Origin of the sequence: Planococcus notacanthi (assembly GCF_030407825.1) — a bacterium.
Lineage (GTDB): Bacteria > Bacillota > Bacilli > Bacillales_A > Planococcaceae > Planococcus > Planococcus notacanthi.
Genome location: NZ_JASDCQ010000003.1, coordinates 303,333 through 324,946 on the forward strand (window position 1 = coordinate 303,333; position 21,614 = coordinate 324,946).

Here is a 21,614-nt window from a genome sequence, read left to right on the forward strand (position 1 = left end):
TGTAACAAAAATCGCTATAAACGCAGCAGCTATGGGCGCCTGATGAGGGTTTCAACATTGGATGCCTTATAATAGAAGGAGGTAAAGTGAAGGAGAGAATGGCATGAACGATTTAAAGCAACTGGCATTTCAGCGGAAGAACAAGATGGCTTTCCTGGCAGTGGCGTCGGTTTTAAAAGGGGTTGCTACCATTGGGCAAGCCTTGTTTTTCGTGGCTATTGCAGATCGGGTCTTTCTTCAAAATGCTGCATTCGAAAGTTTGCTGCCGTTGTTTGTCGGCTTGTTGTCGGCGATCCTGCTGCGTGCAGGTACCGGGTATGCAATTGGCCGGGCAGGCGTGAACTTGGCTGCTGATGTAAAAAGTGAATTTCGAAATACTTTAATAAAATCGTTTGCTTCAAATCCGCTGCAATCAGCAGCTCAAGGCCAGTCCGGCCAGAAAGTCAGCTTGTTGATGGATGCGGTAGACGAAGTAGATGGGTTCTTCAGCAAATACATTCCACAAATGATTCAAACTTATATTATTCCACTGTTATTATTGGTGGTTATTTTTACTCAAAACTGGACAACCGGAGTTATTATCCTGATTACGGCCCCATTTATTCCGGTTTTTATGGCTATGGTCGGAAAAGGGACGAAAAAAAAAGCGGACGAAAAAATGGAGCAACTCAGCCAGTTTTCGGGTACGTTTCTTGATGTGTTGCAAGGTTTAACGACACTCAAGTTACTCGGACAGGCTGAAAAACAACGGAATACCATCCGCAAGAGCAGTTTAAGTTTCCGAGACTCCACAATGGACGTATTGAAATCAGCGTTTCTTTCTTCTTTGATGCTGGAGTATATCTCAATGCTGAGCATCGGAATCATTGCACTTGAAATCGGTCTGCGCCTTGTCGTCTTCGACAGCATCAGTTTTTTCACGGCATTTTTCATTTTGATTTTAGTGCCGGATTTCTTTAATCTGCTGAAAGATTTCGGCAGCGCCTTTCATACAGCAAGAGGAAGCGTGTCGGCAGCAAATCAATTGTCAGCTGAACTAGAAAAAACTCATCCAAGTCTGGTTTGGGGCAGTGAGAAATTGGCGCCTGAACCACCGCATCTTTCGCTTGAGGGCTTGTCTTTTCAATATGGCGATGATGGTTTTACTTTAGCGCCAATGGATGGTGAGATTCCTCCTTATAGCCAAGTGGCGATCATCGGCAAAAGCGGATCAGGAAAAACGACGCTCATGCAGTTGTTGGCTGGGCTTTTGCCGCAAAGTGAAGGGCGTCTGATGATCAATGGAGTCCAACGGGAGAAAATGAGTGAACAATCCTGGTTTGACCAATTAAGTTATATTTCTCAAAACCCTTACCTTTTTGCAGGCACGATTCGGGAGAACATGGAGATCGGTGCCAATCGGCAAGTCAGTGATGCTGAAATTTTGGATGCAGCTGAAAAGGCAGGGATTGCTGAAATGGTCTTGGCACTTGAGCAGGGATTTGAAACGCCTATTGGTGAAGCAGGTCGTGGATTATCGGGTGGAGAAAAGCAACGGATTGCATTGGCGCGGGCTTTTCTGAAGAAGCCTTCTTTGATTTTATTCGATGAGCCAACAACCGGCCTGGATTTGCGGACCGAACAAATTCTGCAGGATTCACTAAGTGAACTGCAGAAAACATCGACGGTTATCACGGTGGCACACCGTTTGCATACCATCAGGAAAGCGGATCTGATTTTCTTCCTTGACGGCGGCAAGCTTGAAGCTGTTGGAAGCCATGATGAATTGCTGCAAACATATAGTCTATATAAAGAAATGCTATCGGCACAGCAAGGAGGCAGTGTGCGATGAATGAATTAAAGCATGTATTAAAATTGACGCTCATTGAAAAAAAGGATGTCTCGATTGCCATCTTCTTCGGGTTTTTAGCGGGGATCGCCAGTGTGGCATTGATGGGGTCGAGTGGTTATTTAATTTCGAAAGCTGCGTTAACTTCTCAAATGACGACATTGGTTGTGATGGCGGCTTGTTTGAAGTTATTCGGTTTTGCTTCGGCATTGAGCCGGTACGGTGAGCGTTTGTATTCACACCGCGCCACATTTACCATGCTCAGCCATTTAAGGGTCTCATTTTTTGAACGGCTCACGCCGCTTGCACCTGGGATTTTCGGCAAATATCGGAGCGGTGACTTGTTGTCTCGCATTGTAGGAGACGTCGAAAGCCTGCAGAATTTTCTATTGCGTGTTTTTTATCCGCCAGTTGTATTAAGTATCGTTTTTTTAAGCACCATTTTTTTCAGCTCGTTCTTTTCCATAGGCATTGCTTTGGTTATGCTGATCGGCATGCTGTTGACTGTAGTAATCGTGCCTGCTTTGTTCTCTATCCGAAAACGCAAAACAGTTGGGCAGGTCAGAGCGATGCGTGGAAGCCTGGCTGTAGAAGCCACCGAATTTCTGTACGGTTTCCGTGATTTGAAAATCCACCAGCAGTTAGGCAAAAAAGAACAGCTGCTGAAAAAAGAGGCTGACCAGTATAATGAAGGGCAGCGAAAAGAGGGCTTGGAAGAAAATTTGGCACAGTCAATCAATTCATTGGTCGCGTTGCTGGTTTCATTCTTTGTTCTGGGTGTCGGCGCATATTTTGTTGCCGCTGGTGAACTGGAAGGCTTATATTTGGCGATGCTCGTCATGATTTCCATTGCCGCTTTTGAAAACGTGGCACCTATGGCGGCATTTCCAGCTTACTTTGAAGAAAGCAGAAAAGCAGCTGTGCGATTGGAGGAAATTGTCGCAGTTCCTGGGGCCGCACAAGGAATAGAAAAACTTCCGGATAGACCGCTTGAAATCAACTTGAAAGAAGCGTCCTTCAGTTATCCAGGAGAAACAGCGCTTGCGGTTGATGGGGTATCGCTCCAGTTGAAGCCAGGAACAAAGACTGCGGTTGTCGGGCCCAGCGGTTCAGGCAAGTCGACTTTGATGCAATTATTGCTGAATGTTTTTCCTGTCGATCAAGGCCAATTGTCCATTGGTGGAAAGCCGGTGGAAACACTCGATCAAGAAGCCATTTGGCAGGAAATGAATATCGTCCTCCAGGAAAACCATTTCTTTTTTGGCACAATCCGCAGCAATTTATCAATCGCTAATCCAGCGGCAAGCGATGAGGAGATGGAACGGACATTGGCCCAAGTCCAGTTGGAGTTGTTTCCGCTTGAGATGAAGGTCGAAGAAAAAGGACAGAATTTGTCCGGAGGCCAAAAACAGCGTTTGGCGATTGCGCGTGCTCTTCTAAAAGGGAAGTCGCTCTGGTTTCTGGACGAGCCGGTTTCTTCCGTCGACAGTGTAACAGGAAGAGCCATTTACGAAGAATTGTTCCGACAAGGCCATAATGATACCTTTGTTGTTATCAGTCATGACTTGGTGGGTCTGGAGAAGATGGATCAAATTGCCGTCATGGAAAATGGCCGGATCGTAGAAATAGGTTCTTACAACGAATTAATGAAGAAGCACTCTTATTTCTACCAGTTGAAGCAAATCGAGAATAGTGTTTTTGCATAGAAAAGCGGAAGCGATCGTCTAAGGAAGGTAACCTAAGTACGCGACTTTCTGTCGCAACGGTTACCTGATCCACATCCTGTGGACCTCCGACAGGCATAAGGCACTTTGGCTGTACGGTATTTCTTCAGCCGTATGGCCAGAGGGACTTATGACCCCGAGGGGCTGATCGCTGGAGCTGGACATAGAAAAGCGGAAGCGATCAGCAGCTCTTCCGCACATTAGAGCAAGCAAGGAAAGCCCCTTCATGCGAATATGCATAAAGGGGCTTTTAGGTTCTTGGAGACTTTTTATTTCAACATCAAATAATCGTCTTTTTTGGCATCTTCCAGCTTCATTTGTTCCAGTTCAAGGCGCATCTTCTGTGTTTCGATGACATAGTTATCGTGCTTCAGTTTTTCAAGCTCCAGCTCAGTTTGGAGCATCTTGTGCTTCAGTTTTGTTTGGGCTTGAAAATGTGAAGTGATAATGCCTGCTAATGGAATTGAAAAGACCATGATGACGGCGACGAGACCGGTCATAAGCTCCACTCCGTTCTGATTTTTCTGATTATTTACAGTATACACATATTGCTTGTAATTTTAAAGAGCTTGATTTTCTGAAATACATGACAACTGTCATATAGAAATATAGACGTTTGTGTCTTATTGTCATGTTGCTTTCACTTTATGATTAGGTTAATAAGTTATTCGGATTGAAAAAGTCCGCATAAGGAGGAAGCCGAAAACATGAGCAGAGAAAAAACAGCACAATTACGCAAGTTTGTCGCACCTTTCGAAAAGGCTGACGTCAAAGCAAGTGTAAGACAATTAGCAAATACAATTCCACCTTTCATTTTGGCATGGTTCTTAGCCTATCAGGCGCTTGATGTCTCTATCTGGTTAACAATTGCATTATCAGCAGTGGCTGCGGCATTCGTCATCCGCACATTCATCATCTTCCATGACTGCACACACGGATCATTTTTCAAAAACAAAAAAGCTAACGCAGTTGTCGGGACGATTACTGGCATCATGACACTTTTCGCATATGAAAAGTGGAAACGTGAGCACTCGATTCACCATGCTTCAAGTGGTAATCTTGATAAGCGCGGAGTCGGCGATATCTGGGTTATGACAATTGAAGAATATGTGGAAGCATCGAAATGGGAACGTTTCAAATACCGCATGTACCGCAATCCACTGGTCATGTTTGGATTCGGACCGTTATTCCTGGTCTTGATCTCAAGCCGTTTCAACCGTAAAGATGCACGTAAAAAAGAACGCAATAACACGTACTTGATCAATATCTCGCTTGTTGTCATCTATTCGCTTTTAATCTGGGCAATTGGCTGGCAGGCATTCCTGATCGTTCAAGGTACAACCATGTTTATAGCTGGAGCGTTCGGCATTTGGTTGTTCTATGTTCAACACACATTCGAAGATTCGTATTTTGAAGACGAAAACGAATGGGATTATGTAAAAGCGGCTGTAGAAGGAAGCTCTTATTACCAGCTTCCGAAAGTATTGCAATGGGTAACGGGCAACATCGGTTTCCACCATGTGCATCACTTGAGCCCGCGTGTTCCAAACTACAACTTGGAAAAAGCGCACGAATCCACTCCGCCGCTTCAACAGGCAACAACAATAAACATTAAATCCAGCTTGAAATCATTGCGCTATAAATTGTATGATGCACCAAATAAAACATTCGTTACATTTGGCGACATCAAACACTTATTAGGCCATTCGAAAACTGTTCAACAGTAATAGTTGGCAGAAAAAACCATTCTTAGCAGAATGGTTTTTTCTTTTGCTTATTTTTTGCTATGATTGACTCATATAGAAACGAACAGGAGGCTCTTATGCAAAGCTGGTATCAAATATTTCCTAAAAATCCATGGTTGAGTCTTTACGCCTGGGTCATCTTTTGTATTTTGCCTTTTTTCTTTATTTTTCGTTCTTCCTCATTGCCTGAGATCGTCATCGGCATTTTGCTGCTGCTGCTGTTCTTTATTGCGTACCGTCTTTCATTCAATTCGAAAACCGGCTTTGTCTATGTCTGGGTAAGTATAGAAATGGCTATCAATATCGCGATGATTCTGTTGTTCGGTTATGTTTATCTCGCTATTTTTGTGGCGTTTTTCATCGGCAATCTGCGTAATAAAGTCGGCTTTTTCATCATCTATGGCCTCCATATTGGCACGACGATTGCTGCTGTGGTATTCGGCTTTTTTGAACACAGTGAATTGTATGTTTCGCAGTTGCCGTTTATCGTGCTCAGCATATTGGGAGTTATTCTGCTGCCTTTCAATACCTACAACCGCAACAAACGAGAGAAGTTGGAAGGCCAACTTGAAGATGCTAATAAGCGGATCTCCCAATTGGTTATTATTGAAGAACGCGAGCGGATTGCACGTGACCTGCATGACACTTTAGGACAGAAGTTGTCACTGATCGGTTTAAAAAGTGACTTGGCAGGCAAGTTGATCTACCGGAATCCGGAGTCGGCCTTGAATGAAATCAATGACGTGCGGCAGACAGCCCGTACAGCTCTAAAGGAAGTGCGGGAGCTGGTATCCAATATGCGGGGCACGAAACTGGACGAGGAACTTCTGCGGATTCAGCAAATTTTAAAAGCGGCTGAAATCGATTTTGTGTTTTATGGTTCGCCGCAATTGACCAATACACCGCTGCTTGTTGAAAACGTTTTGAGCATGTGTTTGAAAGAAGCTGTGACAAACGTCGTGAAACACAGTAATGCTACACGGTGCAGTGTCCTGATCAAACAAAATCCTGAAGAAATTCTTGTTCAAGTACAGGATGATGGAAAAGGATTTCCGGAAGGAAACACATCTTTGCAAGGAAATGGATTGGCAGGGATGCGCGAACGTCTGGAATTTGTCAACGGATCAGTGGATATCAAAGTCATGGAAGGCACTACATTGAATATTCGGGTGCCGAACGTGATTCTTTATAGTTCAAAGGAGGCGATTAAATGATCCGAATCGTATTGGCTGAAGATCAGCGGATGATGTTGGGGGCTTTAGGTTCCTTATTGGATTTGGAAGAAGATATGGAAGTAGTGGGCAAAGCATCGAATGGAGAAGAGGCCATTGAACTTGTCGAAAAGCTGCAGCCTGATATTTGTATCATGGACATCGAGATGCCGTTGAAAAGCGGGTTGGACGCAGCAGAAATCTTGAAAGAAAAGCCGTGTAAAATCATTATTTTAACGACCTTTGCGCGCTCAGGTTATTTTGAACGTGCTCGAAAGGCAGGAGTCAGCGGCTATTTGCTGAAAGACAGCCCGAGCGAAGACCTTGCAACATCCATTCGGACAATTATGGATGGACGCCGTATTTATGCACCGGAATTGGTGGATTTGGCATACGGCGACGAAAATCCGTTAACCGAACGTGAGAGCCAGGTAATGGAGTTGATTGCCGAGGGGCGGAGTACGAAAGAAATTGCCAAAGAGTTGTTCATAACGACTGGAACAGTACGCAATTACATCTCGACGATTTTGGATAAGCTGGAAGTGGGGAACCGGATTGAAGCCATTTCCCGTTTTAAAGAAAAAGGATGGTTTAAATAAAATGCCGCTGTCAGCCGACAGCGGCATTTACTTTTCAATCATTCATAAAGTGTATCTGACAAGGAGCCGTCTTCCGTGTAGATATGGAGTTCTCCGTGATTTTTATTGACATAACGCTTGGCTTCTCCCATCAGGCTTTCTTTGGTTTCTTCAATCAAGATGGCTTTTTTGCTGTCTTTTTTCTTTAATTGCCAACCTTCGTCGTGCTTTCTGATTTCATAAATCGGCCGTTCTTCGTCGCCCTCTACGCTTTTTTTTGCCTGATCCAAAGCAATTGGAATGGCACGGCCTTCTTCGTAGCCATCACGAAGCAATGCGTTGGCAATTTCAATGGCTTTATTGCGGACGGCACTGTCTAGATTTTTGAACGAATCCGGATAATCATTTTTGCTCCACGGCATAATAATCTCCTCCTTGAGATTCTTTTCCCCACTTGGATTGGCTATAAAACCGAAAAAGGGACTTTTAATAAAAGTTAAGGATGTTACACTGTAAAACAAGGAGGGGATAGAATGACAGATACTACTTATCAAATCATTGCACTATCTATTTATCTTGCAGCCATGTTGTTTATTGGTTGGTACGCTTATCGGAAAACAGCAGATTTATCCGACTACATGCTTGGTGGAAGGGGTCTTGGACCAGCAGTTGCTGCACTTAGTGCCGGTGCCTCGGATATGTCCGGTTGGCTCTTGCTTGGCTTGCCGGGGGCGATTTACCTTAATGGACTAGTTGAAGTGTGGATTGCGATCGGATTAACCGTCGGTGCCTTTTTAAACTGGTTCTTCGTTGCACCGAGATTGCGGATTTATTCGTTCGTAACCAGTGACTCGATCACGATTCCAAGTTTTCTGGAGAACCGCCTGAAAGACAAATCAAGGTTATTAAGAATTGTTTCAGGTATTATCATTTTAATCTTTTTTACATTCTACGTTTCATCCGGAATGGTCGCTTCTGGTTTGTTCTTCCAGAGTTCATTCGGTATGGACTATCATTTAGGGTTAGTCTTGGGCTCGATTGTTGTTGTAGCCTACACTTTATTCGGCGGATTCCTGGCCGTCAGCTATACGGATTTTGTTCAGGGCATCATGATGGTGCTGGCTTTGATCGCAGTACCGGCAGTAGGCATTTTTGCCACAGGCGGATTTGGCGAAACAGCTGCCAGCATCCGTGAAGTGGATCCGAACATGTTGAGCCTGATTTCAGGTGCCTCCACCATCGGTGTCATTTCAGCAGTAGCCTGGGGACTTGGTTATTTTGGCCAGCCGCATATCATCGTCCGTTTTATGGCGATTAAAACCTTGAAGGAAGTCCGTGTGGCCCGCCGTATTGGCATGGGCTGGATGATTTTCAGTCTCCTTGGAGCGGCAGCCACAGCACTTGTTGGGATTGCTTACTTCCAGCAGAACCCTTCAGCGACTTTAGTGGATCCTGAATCGGTCTTTCTGGACTTGAGCCAGATTCTGTTCCATCCACTGGTTGCTGGATTTGTACTGGCAGCTGTTTTGGCAGCTATTATGAGTACCATTTCTTCCCAGCTTTTGGTAAGTTCATCAGCGTTGATTGAAGATCTGTATAAGATTGCCTTCAAGAAAGAATCATCGCCAAAAGGATATGTGAACTTAGGGCGTATCGCTGTGGCGTTGATTGCTGTTATTGCCGCCTACCTGGCATGGGAACAGAACAATACGATTCTTGGCTTGGTTGCGTATGCGTGGGCCGGATTCGGTGCCGCTTTCGGACCGATTATCCTGTTGTCTTTATTCTGGCGTAAGCTAACATCAATGGGTGCTTTAGCCGGAATGATCGTCGGTGCTGTAACGGTCATCGTATGGGATTTGATCGGTACAATTCCCGAGGATCCTGGAGCTACTGAAACAACGAATTTCATCGGCAATGTCTATGAAATCATTCCTGGATTCTTCCTGTGTTTGCTTGTTACATGGCTTGTCAGCCTGGTCACATACAAACCAGATGCACAAATTGAGAAAGAATTCGATGAAACAGTTCGATTGATCAACGAAGACAAATAAGTTTACCAACAAAAAGGCGTACAGCTCCTTCCAAATGGAAGGGCTGTACGCCTTTTGCATGCTGAGTTATTAACTATTACGGTTGCGTTGTTTGCGGGATTCCTGTTCCATCCGCTTAAAGCGCTGCAATTCCGATTCCTTAATAGGTGGTGATTCTCTGCGGATGATTTTTGTGAAAGACCAAAGCATCAGTACCAGCAGCACCGTGAACGGCAGAGCTGAAATCAAAGATGCGGTTTGAAGAGCTTCCAATCCGCCCGCATACAGCAGGACTGCTGCAATTGCAGCCATCAGCACACCCCAGACAATCTTGAAGGCTGTTGGTGGATTCAGGCTTCCGTAACTGGTCATAGAAGCCAGAATATAGGTAGCAGAGTCAGCCGAAGTCACAAGGAAAGTGAAAATCAGCAGGATTGCGAGAATGGACATGATGGTTGTCAGCGGCAGAACGTCAAATGTCTGGAACAATGCCGAGGTCAGGTCATTATCGACCGCTTCTGCGATTCCTGTGCCCTGATTCAAGTCATACCAAAGGGCAGTGCCGCCAAAGACGGCAATCCACAGACAGGCGATGGCAGGCGGGATGACAAGCACACCCATAACGAATTCACGTATTGTGCGCCCTCTGGAGACGCGTGCAACAAAGGCACCGACGAATGGAGACCAGGCAATGGCCCAGGCCCAATAGAATATCGTCCAGCCTTCTACCCAGTCGCCGTTTGCATATGGCTGAAGGCGAAGACTGTAAGAAACGAAGTTGGTGATGTAATCGCCCAATGCCAAAGTGAAAGTTTCCATGATGAAAACGGTAGGGCCTGCAATAAAAACAAAGACCATCAGAACCAATGCCAATCCAAGGTTCAGGTTGCTTAAGTACGCAATCCCTTTTTTCAGGCCGGTAGAAGAAGACAGAGTGTAAGCGGCGAACATGACGACGATGATCCCTAGCTGAATTGGAAAGGCGTTGTCGATTCCAAATACCGCATTCAGCCCGCCATTCATTTGGAGCACGCCAAGCCCAAGAGATGTAGCGATTCCCATCACGGTAGCGATGACTGCCAGCGAATCGATGGAATGCTTGACTAAAGGTTTACCGCCGAGCACCGGCTCAAGTGCCGTGGAAACCAATCCGGGTTTCTTTTTGCGGAATTGCAGAAATCCGATGACAAGACCAACGAGTGCGAATACCGACCACTGGCTGACTCCCCAATGAAAGAATGAATAGCCCATGGCAATTCGAGCCGATTCCGGTGTCTGTGCTTCGTCGCCGAAAGGTGTGGTGAAAAAATGGCTCATTGGTTCGGCTACTCCCCAGAAAACAAGGCCTGCTCCAAACCCTGCAGAAAACAACATGCCAATCCAGGTGAAGAATGGGAACTCGGGACGATCACTGTCAGCGCCAAGGCGGATGCCGCCGTATTTGGATAAAGCGATGATGATGAGGAAGAGGGTGATGATAAAGACGGCAAGGAGATAAAACCAGCCGAAATTCAAGGTCGTAAAGTTAAATAAAGTTCCTGCTACATCTCCAAAACGGACCGGCATAACCGCGCCTAAGATGACGAGGATAAGTATGACGGTAGCGGATACTAAAAATACGGGATTTCCAAGCGATTTTTTATTCATTGGTACCTCCTAAAAGTTTTTCTATAATTTAGACTACCGAACATAGGGAGTGAAAACCACCCATTCTGGCAAAAAAATCTAAATTGCCATTAAGTTATTGTATGTTTCTTTGGCATATTACTGTTCGCCATTTAAAGGAAACTTGAAGGAAATGGCGAACGGTATAGCGTGGATAAAAATAGATAAGTGAGGTGCTTTATGAAACTGGATCACATTGTTCATTTTATTCAACAAAATCCTAAAGAAGTTGTGGAACAGTGGCGACAAAAAAACTTCCATGCTGCTGTTGGGGGGCAACACGTAAGCTGGGGGACGCATAACGCGTTGCTGTACCTGAAGGATTGCTATATTGAATGGCTGGCAGTAGAGAAAGAGGAAATTGCTTCCCGTGCAGATCACCCTCTGACAAGGCTGTTGTTGCACGACCAAGTAGGTTTTGGAACCATATGCCTTCGGACCAGCGAGATTCAGGCAGTTCACGAAGACTTAGAAGGCCGAGGGATTAAAACTTCCGGCATTTTGGATGCCGAGCGGCGGACTGAAGCGGGACAAGTGATCAAATGGAAGATGTTATTTATCGAAGAGCCCGTATCGACGAGCTTGCCTTCCCCATTTTTCATTGAATGGCAGGAATCGGACGAGCAACGCTACAGGAAGTTACGGGATAATGGAGCCGTGCAGGATATGAACGAGAAGCTTGCGATCGACCGCTGCGTGTTTGGGGTGTGGAATCCCGAGGAAACGGCAGATGCATGGCGGAAGATTCTCGGCGGCAGCCTGGAATTGCCGAACTGCCGAATTGAATTCAGAAAAACCGATCAGCCAAAGGAACGTCTGGAAGAAGTGCATTTTGTAGATGGTGAAAATAAGGTTGAATATGCACATGGCCGGTACTGGCTACCGCGTCTATAGTTTAGCTGCAGCTAATCTGTGGTAAAATGGATAGATTGAATAGGAAATTGCCTTTCCTGCAAAAGGAGGACATGATTAATGGATGAACTACAAGAAAGAGCGGTCATCGTCGGTGTCCAGCTTCAAAAGGATCTTCATTTCGCATATGGAATGGAAGAACTGCATAATTTAGCAGAAGCTTGTAATGTCGAAGTGGTCGGGGAAGTTACACAAAACCTGGATCGCATCAATCCTTCGCATTACGTCGGAAGCGGTAAAGTGGAAGAAATTAAAGCCTTCTATGAAGAAGCCGATGCTAATCTCGTGATTTTCAACGATGAGTTGTCGCCATCGCAGATTCGGAATTTAGAAGAAGACTTGGAATGCAAAGTCATTGACCGGACAATGCTGATATTAGATATTTTCTCACGGCGTGCAAAAACACGTGAAGCGCAAGTGCAGGTGGAACTGGCGCAGCTTCAATACATGCTGCCGCGTTTGGTCGGCCTGCGTGCATCACTTGGCCGCCAAGGCGGGAGCAGCAGCGGTGGCGTAGCCAACCGTGGAGCTGGTGAAACAAAACTGGAACTGGATCGCCGGAAAATCGAAGACCAAATCTCGAAGCTGCACAAAGAGCTCGAGCATATTAAAGACCAGCGCGTCACGCAGCGCAAACAGCGCACCAAAAAAGGCATGCCCGTCGTGTCGTTGGTCGGTTATACGAATGCCGGAAAATCAACGGTGATGAATGGATTATTGACGAAAACAGGACAAAATGAGGAAAAGCAGGTATTTGAAAAAGACATGTTGTTTGCTACATTGGAAACGTCTGTCCGTCAGATTCGCCTGGAAGACAATAAAAGCTTCTTGCTTACAGACACAGTCGGTTTCGTCAGCAAACTTCCGCATCATTTGGTGAAAGCGTTCCGCTCGACATTGGAAGAAGCCCGCAATGCAGACCTTTTGCTGCATGTTGTCGACGTGTCTAATGAAGAGCACCGTTATATGATGGAAGTCACGAACCTAACCTTGCAGGCCGTTGGAGTTGAAAATGTGCCAACGCTGTATGTCTACAATAAATCCGATTTGGCGGGAATCCGGTACCCGGCCGTAAATGGCGACGGCTTGTGGATTGCTGCAAAAGAAGGAAAAGGTCTGGATGAATTGCTGGAAGTCATCAAAAAAAGGATTTTCGCCGATTATGTCACGTGCCGTATGGTCATTCCGTTCGATCGCGGCGACATTGTCGCTTACCTGAACGAACACGCCAGCATCTTGGAAACCGAATACGAAGAAGAAGGCACCTTGCTGAAAGTGGAACTAAGCCATGCGGATTACGACCGCTACCAGCAATTTGTCATCGGGAAATAGAACGTCAAAAAAGGGACTGTCCCATAAGTCCCTAAAATAAAACCGCTGGAGAAAAATCATTGATTTTTCTCCAGCGGTTTTTGCATTGTATGCGGTTTTTTTTTGGATTTATTTTGAAAAGAAGATTAGTTTTATTCCATTAAAAGAGCTTACTATCCAAGTTGAGTGAAATACTTTCTGTTTGGATGTAAATACTTTCCGTAAACAGCTGAATACTTTCTAATAAGCTCTAAATACTTTCCATGCCTTCAAAAAGCTCAGGAATAGGATATATTCGATCTTTATAACTCCTGACGAATGGCATATTTGCCGATTTCAACATCTCGAAGGCGGTAGTAGTGGAATGAATCCCAGTGAATATCCCGCTTGCTGATCGTCATTTTGACCAATGCCTGGTATTGCAGCAATGCATCGAGATAAGCGACCGGATCACAATGGCCACAAATTCCGATGCGCCACATTTCCCGGCGGTAATTCCAGTCATTCAGGACACAATACACCTCTCAAAAATGAATCGCACAGCTTCTTTTTTGACTTGTCGTGCGATTTTTTCAGAACTTATTGTTGGAACTGGAGGCGGTGAAGATTGGCGAAAATGCCGTCTGTTTCCAGCAACTCAGTGTATCCGCCTTGTTCGGCAATGCCATCTTCCGTCACCACGATCACGCGGTCAGCATCGCGGATGGTCGCGAGGCGGTGCGCAATAATCAACGTCGTCCGGTTTTCTGCAAGTTCAGCCAATGCATCTTGGATAACCCGTTCTGTTTGGGTATCGAGTGCCGAAGTGGCTTCATCCAAAATCAAGATCGGTGGGTTTTTCAGGAACATACGGGCGATTGCCAGACGTTGCTTTTGTCCGCCAGACAACTTCAATCCACGTTCCCCGATTTGTGTATCATAACCTTGCGGCAGCTTTTGGACAAAATCTTCCAAATGCGCTTTTTTAGCAGCCGCTAAAATTTCTTCTTCGCTGGCATGGCGTTTGCCATAGGCGATGTTTTCGCGGATGGTGCCGGTAAACAGAAAAACGTCCTGTTGAACAATGCCAATTTGTGAACGCAAGGAATGCTTGGTCATGTCCCGAATATCCATGCCGTCAATGGTAATGCTTCCTTGTTGAATGTCGTAGAAGCGTGGTATCAAGGAACAGATGGTCGTTTTCCCAGCACCTGAAGGACCAACGAACGCAACGGTTTCACCGGCACGCAAATTCAAATCGATTCCCGATAAAACGGGTTTGTTGTTGTCGTAGCCAAAATGGACGTTGTTGAATGAAATATCTCCATTCAGTTTCTCAACAGCTACAGCGTCTTTTCGGTCGTTGATGTCAGGTGCCTGATCAATCAAATCACGGAATCGGCTGAAACCAGCCATTCCTTTCGGATATAGCTCAAGCAATGCGCTGATCTTATCGATCGGCTTAATCAAGACATTCAGGAACAATACGAAACTGACAAGTTCCCCGTAAGACAATTCCCCTTGGAAATTGAGCCATGCTCCATAGACCAGCACGACTAAGGTCAAGAGACGCGTCATCATATAGATGCTCGAATGTGTAGCTGCCATGACTTTGTAAGCAATCAGCTTGGCAAGGCGGAAACGGTCGTTATCGGTTTTGAAGCGTTCGATTTCAAATTCTTCATTCGTAAATGACTGGACGACACGCGCTCCTGAAACGCTGTCTTCGACTCGGCCGTTGACGTCGGCGATTTTGCTGTACATATTGCCCCAGGTCTGATTCATCTTGATGTTGCAATACGTGATAAGCCAGATGAGGAACGGAATGACAATCAGAGTAACGAGCGCCAATTTCGGGTTGATCCAGAACATGATGCCGAATGCGCCGAAAAAGGTCATGATGGCGATGAAGAAATCTTCCGGCCCGTGATGGGCGAGTTCGCCGATATCGAATAGATCGTTGGTGACACGGCTCATGATGTGTCCGGTTTTGGTATTGTCGAAGAAACGGAAGGACTGCCGCTGAACATGGGTGAACAGCTCTTCGCGCATATCGGTTTCAATGTTGATGCCCAGTTTATGCCCCAGGTAACTGACGATATACTGTAGGAATGTACTCAATAGGAAGACAATCAACAACAGGAAGCTGACGGTAGTGATCGTTCCCCAATTGCCGCTTGGCAACAGGTCGTCGATAAACCACTGGACGGCGACCGGAAAGGCAAGTTCCAGGATAGCGACAAAGACCGCGCTGGAAAAATCAATGACAAAAAGCCGTTTGTGCGGCTTATAATACTGGAAAAATTGTTTTAATCTCAATAAAATCCACCTCGTTTTTTTCTCACAATGAAAAGTATAATCGATGTAGGCGAAATAAACGAATGGAATTTGGGTAAATAAAGAATATGAAACTTTTTCCAAGATTTTTCGTAGAATAGCTAAGTCTAGTCAAAGAAGATTTTTTCTCCATTGTTTGGCGAAGTGGTACGGCATTAAAAAACTTATAGGAGAGTGATTGTTTTGAAGAAATGGATCATGTTTATGAGTACAGCTACATTAGCGATAGGGCTTGCTGCTTGCGGAGAGACAGCAGAACCGGTATCTGGCGATGAGGCGGCGAAAGGCGAAAACAGCGAGTTGACGGCAGAAGAGGTATATACGAAATCAATGGAGGCATCTGAAGAAATTACGAGCCTTCATGCCGATATTGTAACTGACCAAGTGATGGCTATGCAGCCGGATGGCATGGTGATCAACATGAAAATGGATTCTGCAATGGACATGACTACTGAACCGTTGGCATTCCATCAAACGGCAGAAACATCCATGGTGTCAGAAGATATCGAGAATACCAATCCGATGAGCATGGAAATGTATTTTACAGACCAAGGTTTATATATGTACGAAGAAACAATGGCGACTTGGCTGAAGATGCCGGATGACAGCATCGAGGACTTGAAGGGGCTTGCTGATCAGCAGACCGCTGACCCTTCTCAGCAACTTGAAGAACTGGCCGATTTCCAGGATGATTTTACTTTTGAACAGACAGCGGATGAATACATTTTGACGCTTGATGCCTCGGGTGAGAAATTCCAGGAATTGATGGCTCAGCAGCTTGAGAAAACATTGGGTCAAATGGAACTTGAAGCCCAGACAGCACTTGAAGATATGACCATTCATTCAGTGAATTATGTGATCAATGTCGATAAAGAAACCTTCTTGACGAACAGCTTGGATGTGAAGATGGACATGGATATGAATATTGAAGGAGAATCGATGAACATCAAATCGGATATACAAGCCGATTACAGTAAATACAATGAAATCGAAGCGATTACCATCCCGGCCGAAGTGCTCGAGCAAGCGCAGGAAATTGCAGGTTGACCGACAAGCCCCGATAGGGATTAATGGCGGGCTTTATCTATATGGAAGAAAAGTCCGGCTATGCGCCGAGAATCGTCCTTTTTAAATGGTGGTGCCGTTGCACATCATTAAGAAAGGGCGATTTTTACATGTTAGCTAGTTGGCTTAGCTGTTTAGGAGGAGTTTGCATACATAAACCTTAGTCATGTTCTGAATGTTTGACGAACTTTTGACAAATTAGAATCATTCTCATCTAAATGAAAATAATTCTCAATTAATCATTGACTCTAATTCTCAACATGCTATACTGAAATCTGTACGGCAGTGATAATGATTATCACTATCGAATAATCAATAATGTTTTATTGAGGACAGATGAGGGACAGTAATGAAGAAACGTTATTTAATACCAACATTGATCATACTGTCGATTGTTTCCTTGTTTGTCGGAGTAAGCAGTATCAGTGTTAGTGATTTGCTTGACTTCCAATCGGAAGAGACAGAAATATTCTTGATTAGCCGTCTGCCAAGGCTAGTTGCGATTTTGCTGGCAGGTGCAGGAATGAGTATGGCAGGACTCATCATGCAGCAGTTAAGCCGCAATAAATTTGTGTCTCCGACGACGGCAGGTACATTGGATGCCACTCGGCTTGGGATTCTGGTTTCGATGCTCTTGTTCGCAAACGCATCGATGCTCGAAAAAATGACAGTGGCTTTCGCTTTTGCGCTTGCCGGTACATTCCTTTTCATGCAAATTCTAAACCGCATCAAGTTTAAAGATGCTATATTCATTCCGCTTGTCGGTTTGATGTTCGGGAACATCCTGTCTTCCATCACAACGTTTTTCGCTTATCGCGCGGACGTTATCCAAAACATGTCCGCTTGGCTGCAAGGTGATTTTTCGATGATTATGAAAGGGAGTTATGAACTTCTCTACATCAGTGTTCCGGTATTTATCATCGCCTATCTGTACGCAAACCGTTTTACGGTTGCTGGCATGGGTGAAGACTTCTCCAAAAACTTGGGGATGAAATACCGGAGCGTTGTCAACATCGGATTGGTGCTCGTGGCTTTGATTACAGCGACAGTTGTGTTGACGGTGGGAATTATCCCGTTCCTAGGGTTGATTATTCCGAACATCGTTTCGATCTTCAAAGGAGATCATCTACAAAAAACATTGCCGCATACTGCGATGCTTGGAGCTATTTTCTTGCTGGTGTGCGATATCTTGGGAAGAGTGCTGATTTACCCGTATGAGATTTCCATCAGCCTGATGGTCGGCGTTATCGGAAGCTTTATTTTCCTCTTCTTGTTGTTTAGGAGGAAAGCGTATGCGTGACCTACATAAGATGCTTATACTCGTCGGCTTGGCTTTAGCGGCTTGTGGAGTTTATCTGTTTCAGGATTTGAACGGAAGTTTCGATTATGCATTGCCGAGACGCGGTGTAAAAGTATTCGCTATGGTGTTGACGGGAGTTGCCATTGCCTATGCAACGGTGGTTTTCCAAACCATCACCCATAACCGGATACTGACGCCAAGTATTATGGGCTTGGATTCACTTTATATGCTGCTTCAGACTTTGCTGATCTTTTTCCTCGGTTCAGATCATATTACAATCGTCAACAAGCAAGTGAACTTCTTGCTGTCGATTGCCGTAATGGTAATCTTCGCCTTGTTGTTCTACCGCTTGCTCTTTAAAAAGAATGATCGACCGGTTTACTTTCTCTTGTTGGTCGGTATAATCTGCGGAACGTTTTTCGGCAGTATTACGACCTTCCTGCAGGTGCTGATCGATCCCAACGAATTCTCGATCATTCAGGACCGGATGTTTGCCAGCTTCAATAATGTCAATTCGGATTTGGTGTGGACCTCACTGGTCATCATCACTTTGCTCGTTGCCTTCGCTTGGAAACAAAATTCCTCTTTGGATGTTCTGACATTGGGACGCGATACAGCAATCAATCTCGGTGTAAATTACGACGCGCTGGTAAAACAAATGCTGGTGCTGTCGGCTGTCTTAATCGCAATTGCCACGGCGCTTGTCGGACCGATTACATTTTTCGGTTTGATTGTTGCAAACCTTTCCTACCAATTCTTTACTTCGTATAAGCATTCGGTTTTATTGACAGGGTCTATTGTCATCAGTGTAGTAGCCTTGGTCGGTGGCCAGTGGGTAGTGGAGCGGATCTTCACTTTCAATACGACATTGAGCGTCATCATCAATTTCATCGGTGGAATTTACTTCATCTACCTACTATTAAAGGAGAGTCGATCTAAATGATCCAAGTTCGTGAATTGACAAAGCTATACGGAAAAAAACAAGTTGTGGAAAATGTCTCTGTTGATATCCAGCGCGGTCAGATTACGTCCTTTATCGGACCCAATGGTGCTGGAAAATCCACGCTGCTTTCCATGGTCAGCCGTCTTTTGGATGCGGATACCGGGGAAGTACTCATTGATTCAACCAATACAAAAAAGTTGAAATCCAATGAGTTCTCCAAACGTGTATCGATCTTAAAGCAGTCTAACTACATGAATGTCCGTTTGACGATTCGCGAGCTTGTTTCTTTTGGGCGCTTTCCTTATTCAAAAGGCCGTCTGAATGATGAAGATGAAAAAATGGTGGACCAGTCAATCGACTATATGGATTTGAAGGAAATGGAGAATTCATACCTGGATGAACTTTCAGGCGGGCAACGCCAGCGTGCGTTTATCGCGATGGTCATTGCACAGGATACCGATTACATTCTATTGGATGAACCTTTGAATAATTTGGATATGAAACACTCTGTCCAAATCATGAAAATTTTGCGCCGTTTGGTTGATGAGCTCGGCAAAACTGTGGTCATCGTCCTTCACGACATCAACTTCGCTTCTGTCTATTCCGACCGCATCGTGGCATTGAAAAATGGTCGAGTGGTGAAAGATGGGACAACAGAAGAAATTATTCAAAGTGCGGCATTAAAAGAAATCTATGACATGGATATTCCGATTCAGCAGATGAACAATTGCCGGATTTGCGTATACTTCAATTCTTAAAAAAGAGGAGCTCGAAAAGATATGAAAAAATGGTTATTGGTCGCATTCACCCTTATGATGGTGGCTTTCCTTGCAGCTTGTGGATCCACTGAAGAATCGACAGAATCTGATACAGCAACTGCTAAGGCAGAAGAAACAGAAGAGATGACAGTTAAGCATGAACTTGGGGAAACAACTTTTGACAAGAACCCAGAAAAAGTTGTCGTATTTGATTACGGTGTCCTTGATTCAATGGACAAATTAGGCATTGAAGCTGTTGCAGGAGTTCCTCAGGAATCTTTGCCGGCATACCTTGAAAAATTTGAAGACGTTGAGAAATATGAAAACGTCGGTACGTTAAAAGAGGCGGATTTTGAAGCGATTAATGCAATGGAACCGGACTTGATCATCATCTCTGGACGTCAGGCTGATATGTACAATGAGTTCGCTGACATTGCACCGACAATCCACATGGCTGTAGATACTACTAAATACATGGAGTCATTCAAATCAAACATGAACACACTTGGCGAAATCTTCGGTAAAGAAGATCAAGTAACAGAAGAGTTAGCAGCAATTGATGCACAGATCGAAGAAGTAAAAGCGACGGTAAGTGAGTCTGATGAAAAAGCGTTAATTACTCTTGCAAACGAAGGCAAAGTAAGTGCTTACGGCGCAGCTTCACGTTTCGGTATCATCCATGATGTATTCGGCGTAAAACAAGCGGATGAAGGCATCGAAGCTTCAACTCACGGCCAAAGTATTTCATTCGAATACATTCTGGAAACAAACCCAGACATGATGTTCGTAGTTGACCGCAACGCTGCTGTCGGAAACGAAGCAAGTGCTGCTGATTCTCTTGAAAATGAATTGGTACAAAAAACAAATGCTTACAAAAACGATAAAATCATCTACTTGGATCCGGATTTCTGGTACCTGTCAGGTGGCGGACTGCAATCTGTTTCTCAGATGGTAAAAGATATTGAATCTGCATTTGAATAAAGAGTGACTTTAGTCAGCGAGGGCGTTGTGCCCTCGCTGATTTTTTTATTTTATAAGCTTAATCGATTGAAAAAAATGAAATTGGGTATATAATATTTGTATAGGTTTTATATAAGTAATATAGTAATATAGACTGGTATTAAGGGTAAGATACATTATAGAGATGGAAGTGACGAAATGTTTTTAGCGTGGAACGAAATTATAAAGAATAAACTGCGGTTTACATTGATTATTGGCGTATTGATGCTCGTTGCCTATCTGGTATTCTTTTTATCCGGATTGGCAAGTGGGCTGGCTAGCTTGAATAGGGAGGCCGTGGATAAATGGGATGCTGATGCCATCGTCTTGACTGAAGAATCGGATCAGAGTCTGACTCAATCTTCTTTTGGCAGCGATGCAGTCGATACTATTGATGCAGATGAAACAGCAGTTCTTGGGCAATTGAATGCCATCGCGCAGACTGGCGACGAAAAAGCCAATGTCTCTATTTTTGGCATCAACAGTGATGAATTCATTATGCCTGAAATAACTGAAGGGAAGGAATTCACCGGTGCCAATCAGGTGGTAGCCGGTGATGCACTGAAAGATGACGGCTTTAAACTGGGAGATACCATCAGCTTGTCTTCAACTGAGGAAAAGTTGGAAATTGTCGGATTCACAGACGAAGCACGTTTCAATGCGGCTCCTGTTCTTTATACGGACTTGGATACGTTCGAACAAGTAAAGTTTGGTGAAGCGGCGGGAAGTGAAAGTCAAATCAGCGGAGTTGCTGTACGGACTGATGATATTTCAGGGGTTACAAATGAAGAGGACCTCGCGGTGATTGAGACAGAGACATTCATTGAAAGTCTCCCTGGATATACAGCGCAAAGCCTTACGCTGAACTTTATGATCTACTTCCTGTTTGCTATCTCCTCAGTAATTGTGGCGATTTTCCTTTACGTGTTGACGGTGCAAAAAATCAGTATGTTTGGGGTCATGAAAGCACAGGGAATTCCAAGCGGTTACTTGGCTCGTTCGGTTATTGCGCAGACAGCTATCCTCGCAGCGGTCGGTGTAGTGGTTGGCCTTGGATTGACGCTTTTGACAGGCGCCTTTCTTCCGAGTGCAGTTCCTGTAGCGTTTGATATTCCAACAATGCTGATATACGGATTGGTACTGATTGTGGTAGCCATTCTAGGTGCAGTGTTCTCGGTGTTAACCATTGTGAAAATTGATCCATTAAAAGCGATTGGAGGTTAAAT

Annotated in this window: 19 protein-coding genes; 14 read left to right on the forward strand and 5 right to left on the reverse strand. The window is 44.7% G+C overall.

The genetic code is table 11. The features are described 5' to 3' along the window. The first annotated feature begins 103 nt into the window (after positions 1-103). Both cydD and cydC read left to right on the forward strand, forming a co-directional pair. Entirely contained in the window at positions 104-1,831 is a 1,728-nt protein-coding gene (gene cydD / locus QMA01_RS12810; protein ID WP_290215149.1) for a thiol reductant ABC exporter subunit CydD, read from the forward strand. Then, complete coding sequence (cydC, locus tag QMA01_RS12815; RefSeq protein WP_290215150.1) at positions 1,828-3,534, forward strand: thiol reductant ABC exporter subunit CydC; 1,707 nt, start codon at positions 1,828-1,830, stop codon at positions 3,532-3,534. Before cydD ends, cydC begins: the two co-directional genes overlap by 4 nt. Before the next feature lie 287 nt (positions 3,535-3,821). Here the strand turns inward: cydC and QMA01_RS12820 are convergent, their stop codons facing one another. Further along, the gene (locus tag QMA01_RS12820) at positions 3,822-4,052 is read right to left on the reverse strand and encodes a hypothetical protein (protein WP_191715477.1); all 231 of its coding nucleotides are present in this window, start codon (positions 4,050-4,052) and stop codon (positions 3,822-3,824) included. A 207-nt stretch (positions 4,053-4,259) separates the two neighbouring features. Here QMA01_RS12820 and desA point away from each other — a divergent pair, with 207 nt between their 5' ends. The 3 genes from desA to QMA01_RS12835 all read left to right on the forward strand — a co-directional run bounded on the left by desA (position 4,260) and on the right by QMA01_RS12835 (position 7,107). Beyond that, complete coding sequence (gene desA, locus QMA01_RS12825; RefSeq protein WP_191715478.1) at positions 4,260-5,279, forward strand: Delta(5) desaturase DesA; 1,020 nt, start codon at positions 4,260-4,262, stop codon at positions 5,277-5,279. 95 nt (positions 5,280-5,374) lie between these two features. Next, a complete protein-coding gene (locus QMA01_RS12830) occupies positions 5,375-6,511 on the forward strand; it encodes a sensor histidine kinase (RefSeq protein ID WP_191715479.1) in 1,137 nt (378 codons plus the stop codon). Continuing rightward, the gene (locus QMA01_RS12835; RefSeq protein WP_191715480.1) at positions 6,508-7,107 is read left to right on the forward strand and encodes a response regulator transcription factor; all 600 of its coding nucleotides are present in this window, start codon (positions 6,508-6,510) and stop codon (positions 7,105-7,107) included. The genes QMA01_RS12830 and QMA01_RS12835 overlap by 4 nt, the downstream gene beginning before the upstream one ends. A 38-nt stretch (positions 7,108-7,145) precedes the next feature. Here the strand turns inward: QMA01_RS12835 and QMA01_RS12840 are convergent, their stop codons facing one another. Continuing rightward, a complete protein-coding gene (locus QMA01_RS12840; protein WP_191715481.1) occupies positions 7,146-7,508 on the reverse strand; it encodes a DUF2188 domain-containing protein in 363 nt (120 codons plus the stop codon). A gap of 111 nt (positions 7,509-7,619) precedes the next feature. On the opposite strand from QMA01_RS12840, the gene putP reads away from it, so the two are divergent. Then, positions 7,620-9,140 carry a sodium/proline symporter PutP gene (gene putP, locus QMA01_RS12845; RefSeq protein WP_290186842.1) on the forward strand — a complete coding sequence of 507 codons (1,521 nt, stop codon included), beginning with the start codon at positions 7,620-7,622 and terminating at the stop codon, positions 9,138-9,140. Between the two features lie 69 nt (positions 9,141-9,209). Here the strand turns inward: putP and QMA01_RS12850 are convergent, their stop codons facing one another. Further along, the gene (locus tag QMA01_RS12850) at positions 9,210-10,766 is read right to left on the reverse strand and encodes a BCCT family transporter (protein WP_290186840.1); all 1,557 of its coding nucleotides are present in this window, start codon (positions 10,764-10,766) and stop codon (positions 9,210-9,212) included. A 198-nt stretch (positions 10,767-10,964) separates the two neighbouring features. Here QMA01_RS12850 and QMA01_RS12855 point away from each other — a divergent pair, with 198 nt between their 5' ends. Both QMA01_RS12855 and hflX read left to right on the forward strand, forming a co-directional pair. Beyond that, positions 10,965-11,678 carry a VOC family protein gene (locus tag QMA01_RS12855; protein WP_290215151.1) on the forward strand — a complete coding sequence of 238 codons (714 nt, stop codon included), beginning with the start codon at positions 10,965-10,967 and terminating at the stop codon, positions 11,676-11,678. A 78-nt stretch (positions 11,679-11,756) separates the two neighbouring features. Then, positions 11,757-13,028: a GTPase HflX gene (gene hflX, locus QMA01_RS12860; protein WP_191715485.1), complete on the forward strand. Its 1,272-nt coding sequence runs from the start codon at positions 11,757-11,759 to the stop codon at positions 13,026-13,028. A 281-nt stretch (positions 13,029-13,309) separates the two neighbouring features. On the opposite strand, the gene QMA01_RS12865 is transcribed toward hflX, so the two are convergent. Both QMA01_RS12865 and QMA01_RS12870 read right to left on the reverse strand, forming a co-directional pair. Then, positions 13,310-13,489 (reverse strand): hypothetical protein, encoded by a 180-nt coding sequence (locus QMA01_RS12865; RefSeq protein WP_191715486.1) that lies wholly within the window; start codon positions 13,487-13,489, stop codon positions 13,310-13,312. A 97-nt stretch (positions 13,490-13,586) separates the two neighbouring features. Continuing rightward, positions 13,587-15,305 (reverse strand): ABC transporter ATP-binding protein, encoded by a 1,719-nt coding sequence (locus tag QMA01_RS12870; protein WP_290215152.1) that lies wholly within the window; start codon positions 15,303-15,305, stop codon positions 13,587-13,589. 192 nt (positions 15,306-15,497) lie between these two features. Between QMA01_RS12870 and QMA01_RS12875 the strand changes: the two genes are divergently transcribed. From QMA01_RS12875 to QMA01_RS12900, 6 genes are all read left to right on the forward strand, one after another. Continuing rightward, positions 15,498-16,370 (forward strand): DUF6612 family protein, encoded by an 873-nt coding sequence (locus tag QMA01_RS12875; protein ID WP_290215153.1) that lies wholly within the window; start codon positions 15,498-15,500, stop codon positions 16,368-16,370. Between the two features lie 367 nt (positions 16,371-16,737). Then, the gene (locus QMA01_RS12880) at positions 16,738-17,688 is read left to right on the forward strand and encodes an ABC transporter permease (protein ID WP_191715489.1); all 951 of its coding nucleotides are present in this window, start codon (positions 16,738-16,740) and stop codon (positions 17,686-17,688) included. Next, a complete protein-coding gene (locus tag QMA01_RS12885; RefSeq protein WP_290186829.1) occupies positions 17,681-18,631 on the forward strand; it encodes an iron chelate uptake ABC transporter family permease subunit in 951 nt (316 codons plus the stop codon). Before QMA01_RS12880 ends, QMA01_RS12885 begins: the two co-directional genes overlap by 8 nt. After that, positions 18,628-19,389 (forward strand): iron ABC transporter ATP-binding protein, encoded by a 762-nt coding sequence (locus QMA01_RS12890; protein ID WP_191715491.1) that lies wholly within the window; start codon positions 18,628-18,630, stop codon positions 19,387-19,389. The genes QMA01_RS12885 and QMA01_RS12890 overlap by 4 nt, the downstream gene beginning before the upstream one ends. A 21-nt stretch (positions 19,390-19,410) precedes the next feature. Continuing rightward, positions 19,411-20,370 carry a siderophore ABC transporter substrate-binding protein gene (locus QMA01_RS12895; protein ID WP_191715492.1) on the forward strand — a complete coding sequence of 320 codons (960 nt, stop codon included), beginning with the start codon at positions 19,411-19,413 and terminating at the stop codon, positions 20,368-20,370. Between the two features lie 177 nt (positions 20,371-20,547). Next, positions 20,548-21,612 carry an ABC transporter permease gene (locus tag QMA01_RS12900; protein WP_203340475.1) on the forward strand — a complete coding sequence of 355 codons (1,065 nt, stop codon included), beginning with the start codon at positions 20,548-20,550 and terminating at the stop codon, positions 21,610-21,612. The last annotated feature ends 2 nt before the right edge of the window (positions 21,613-21,614 follow it).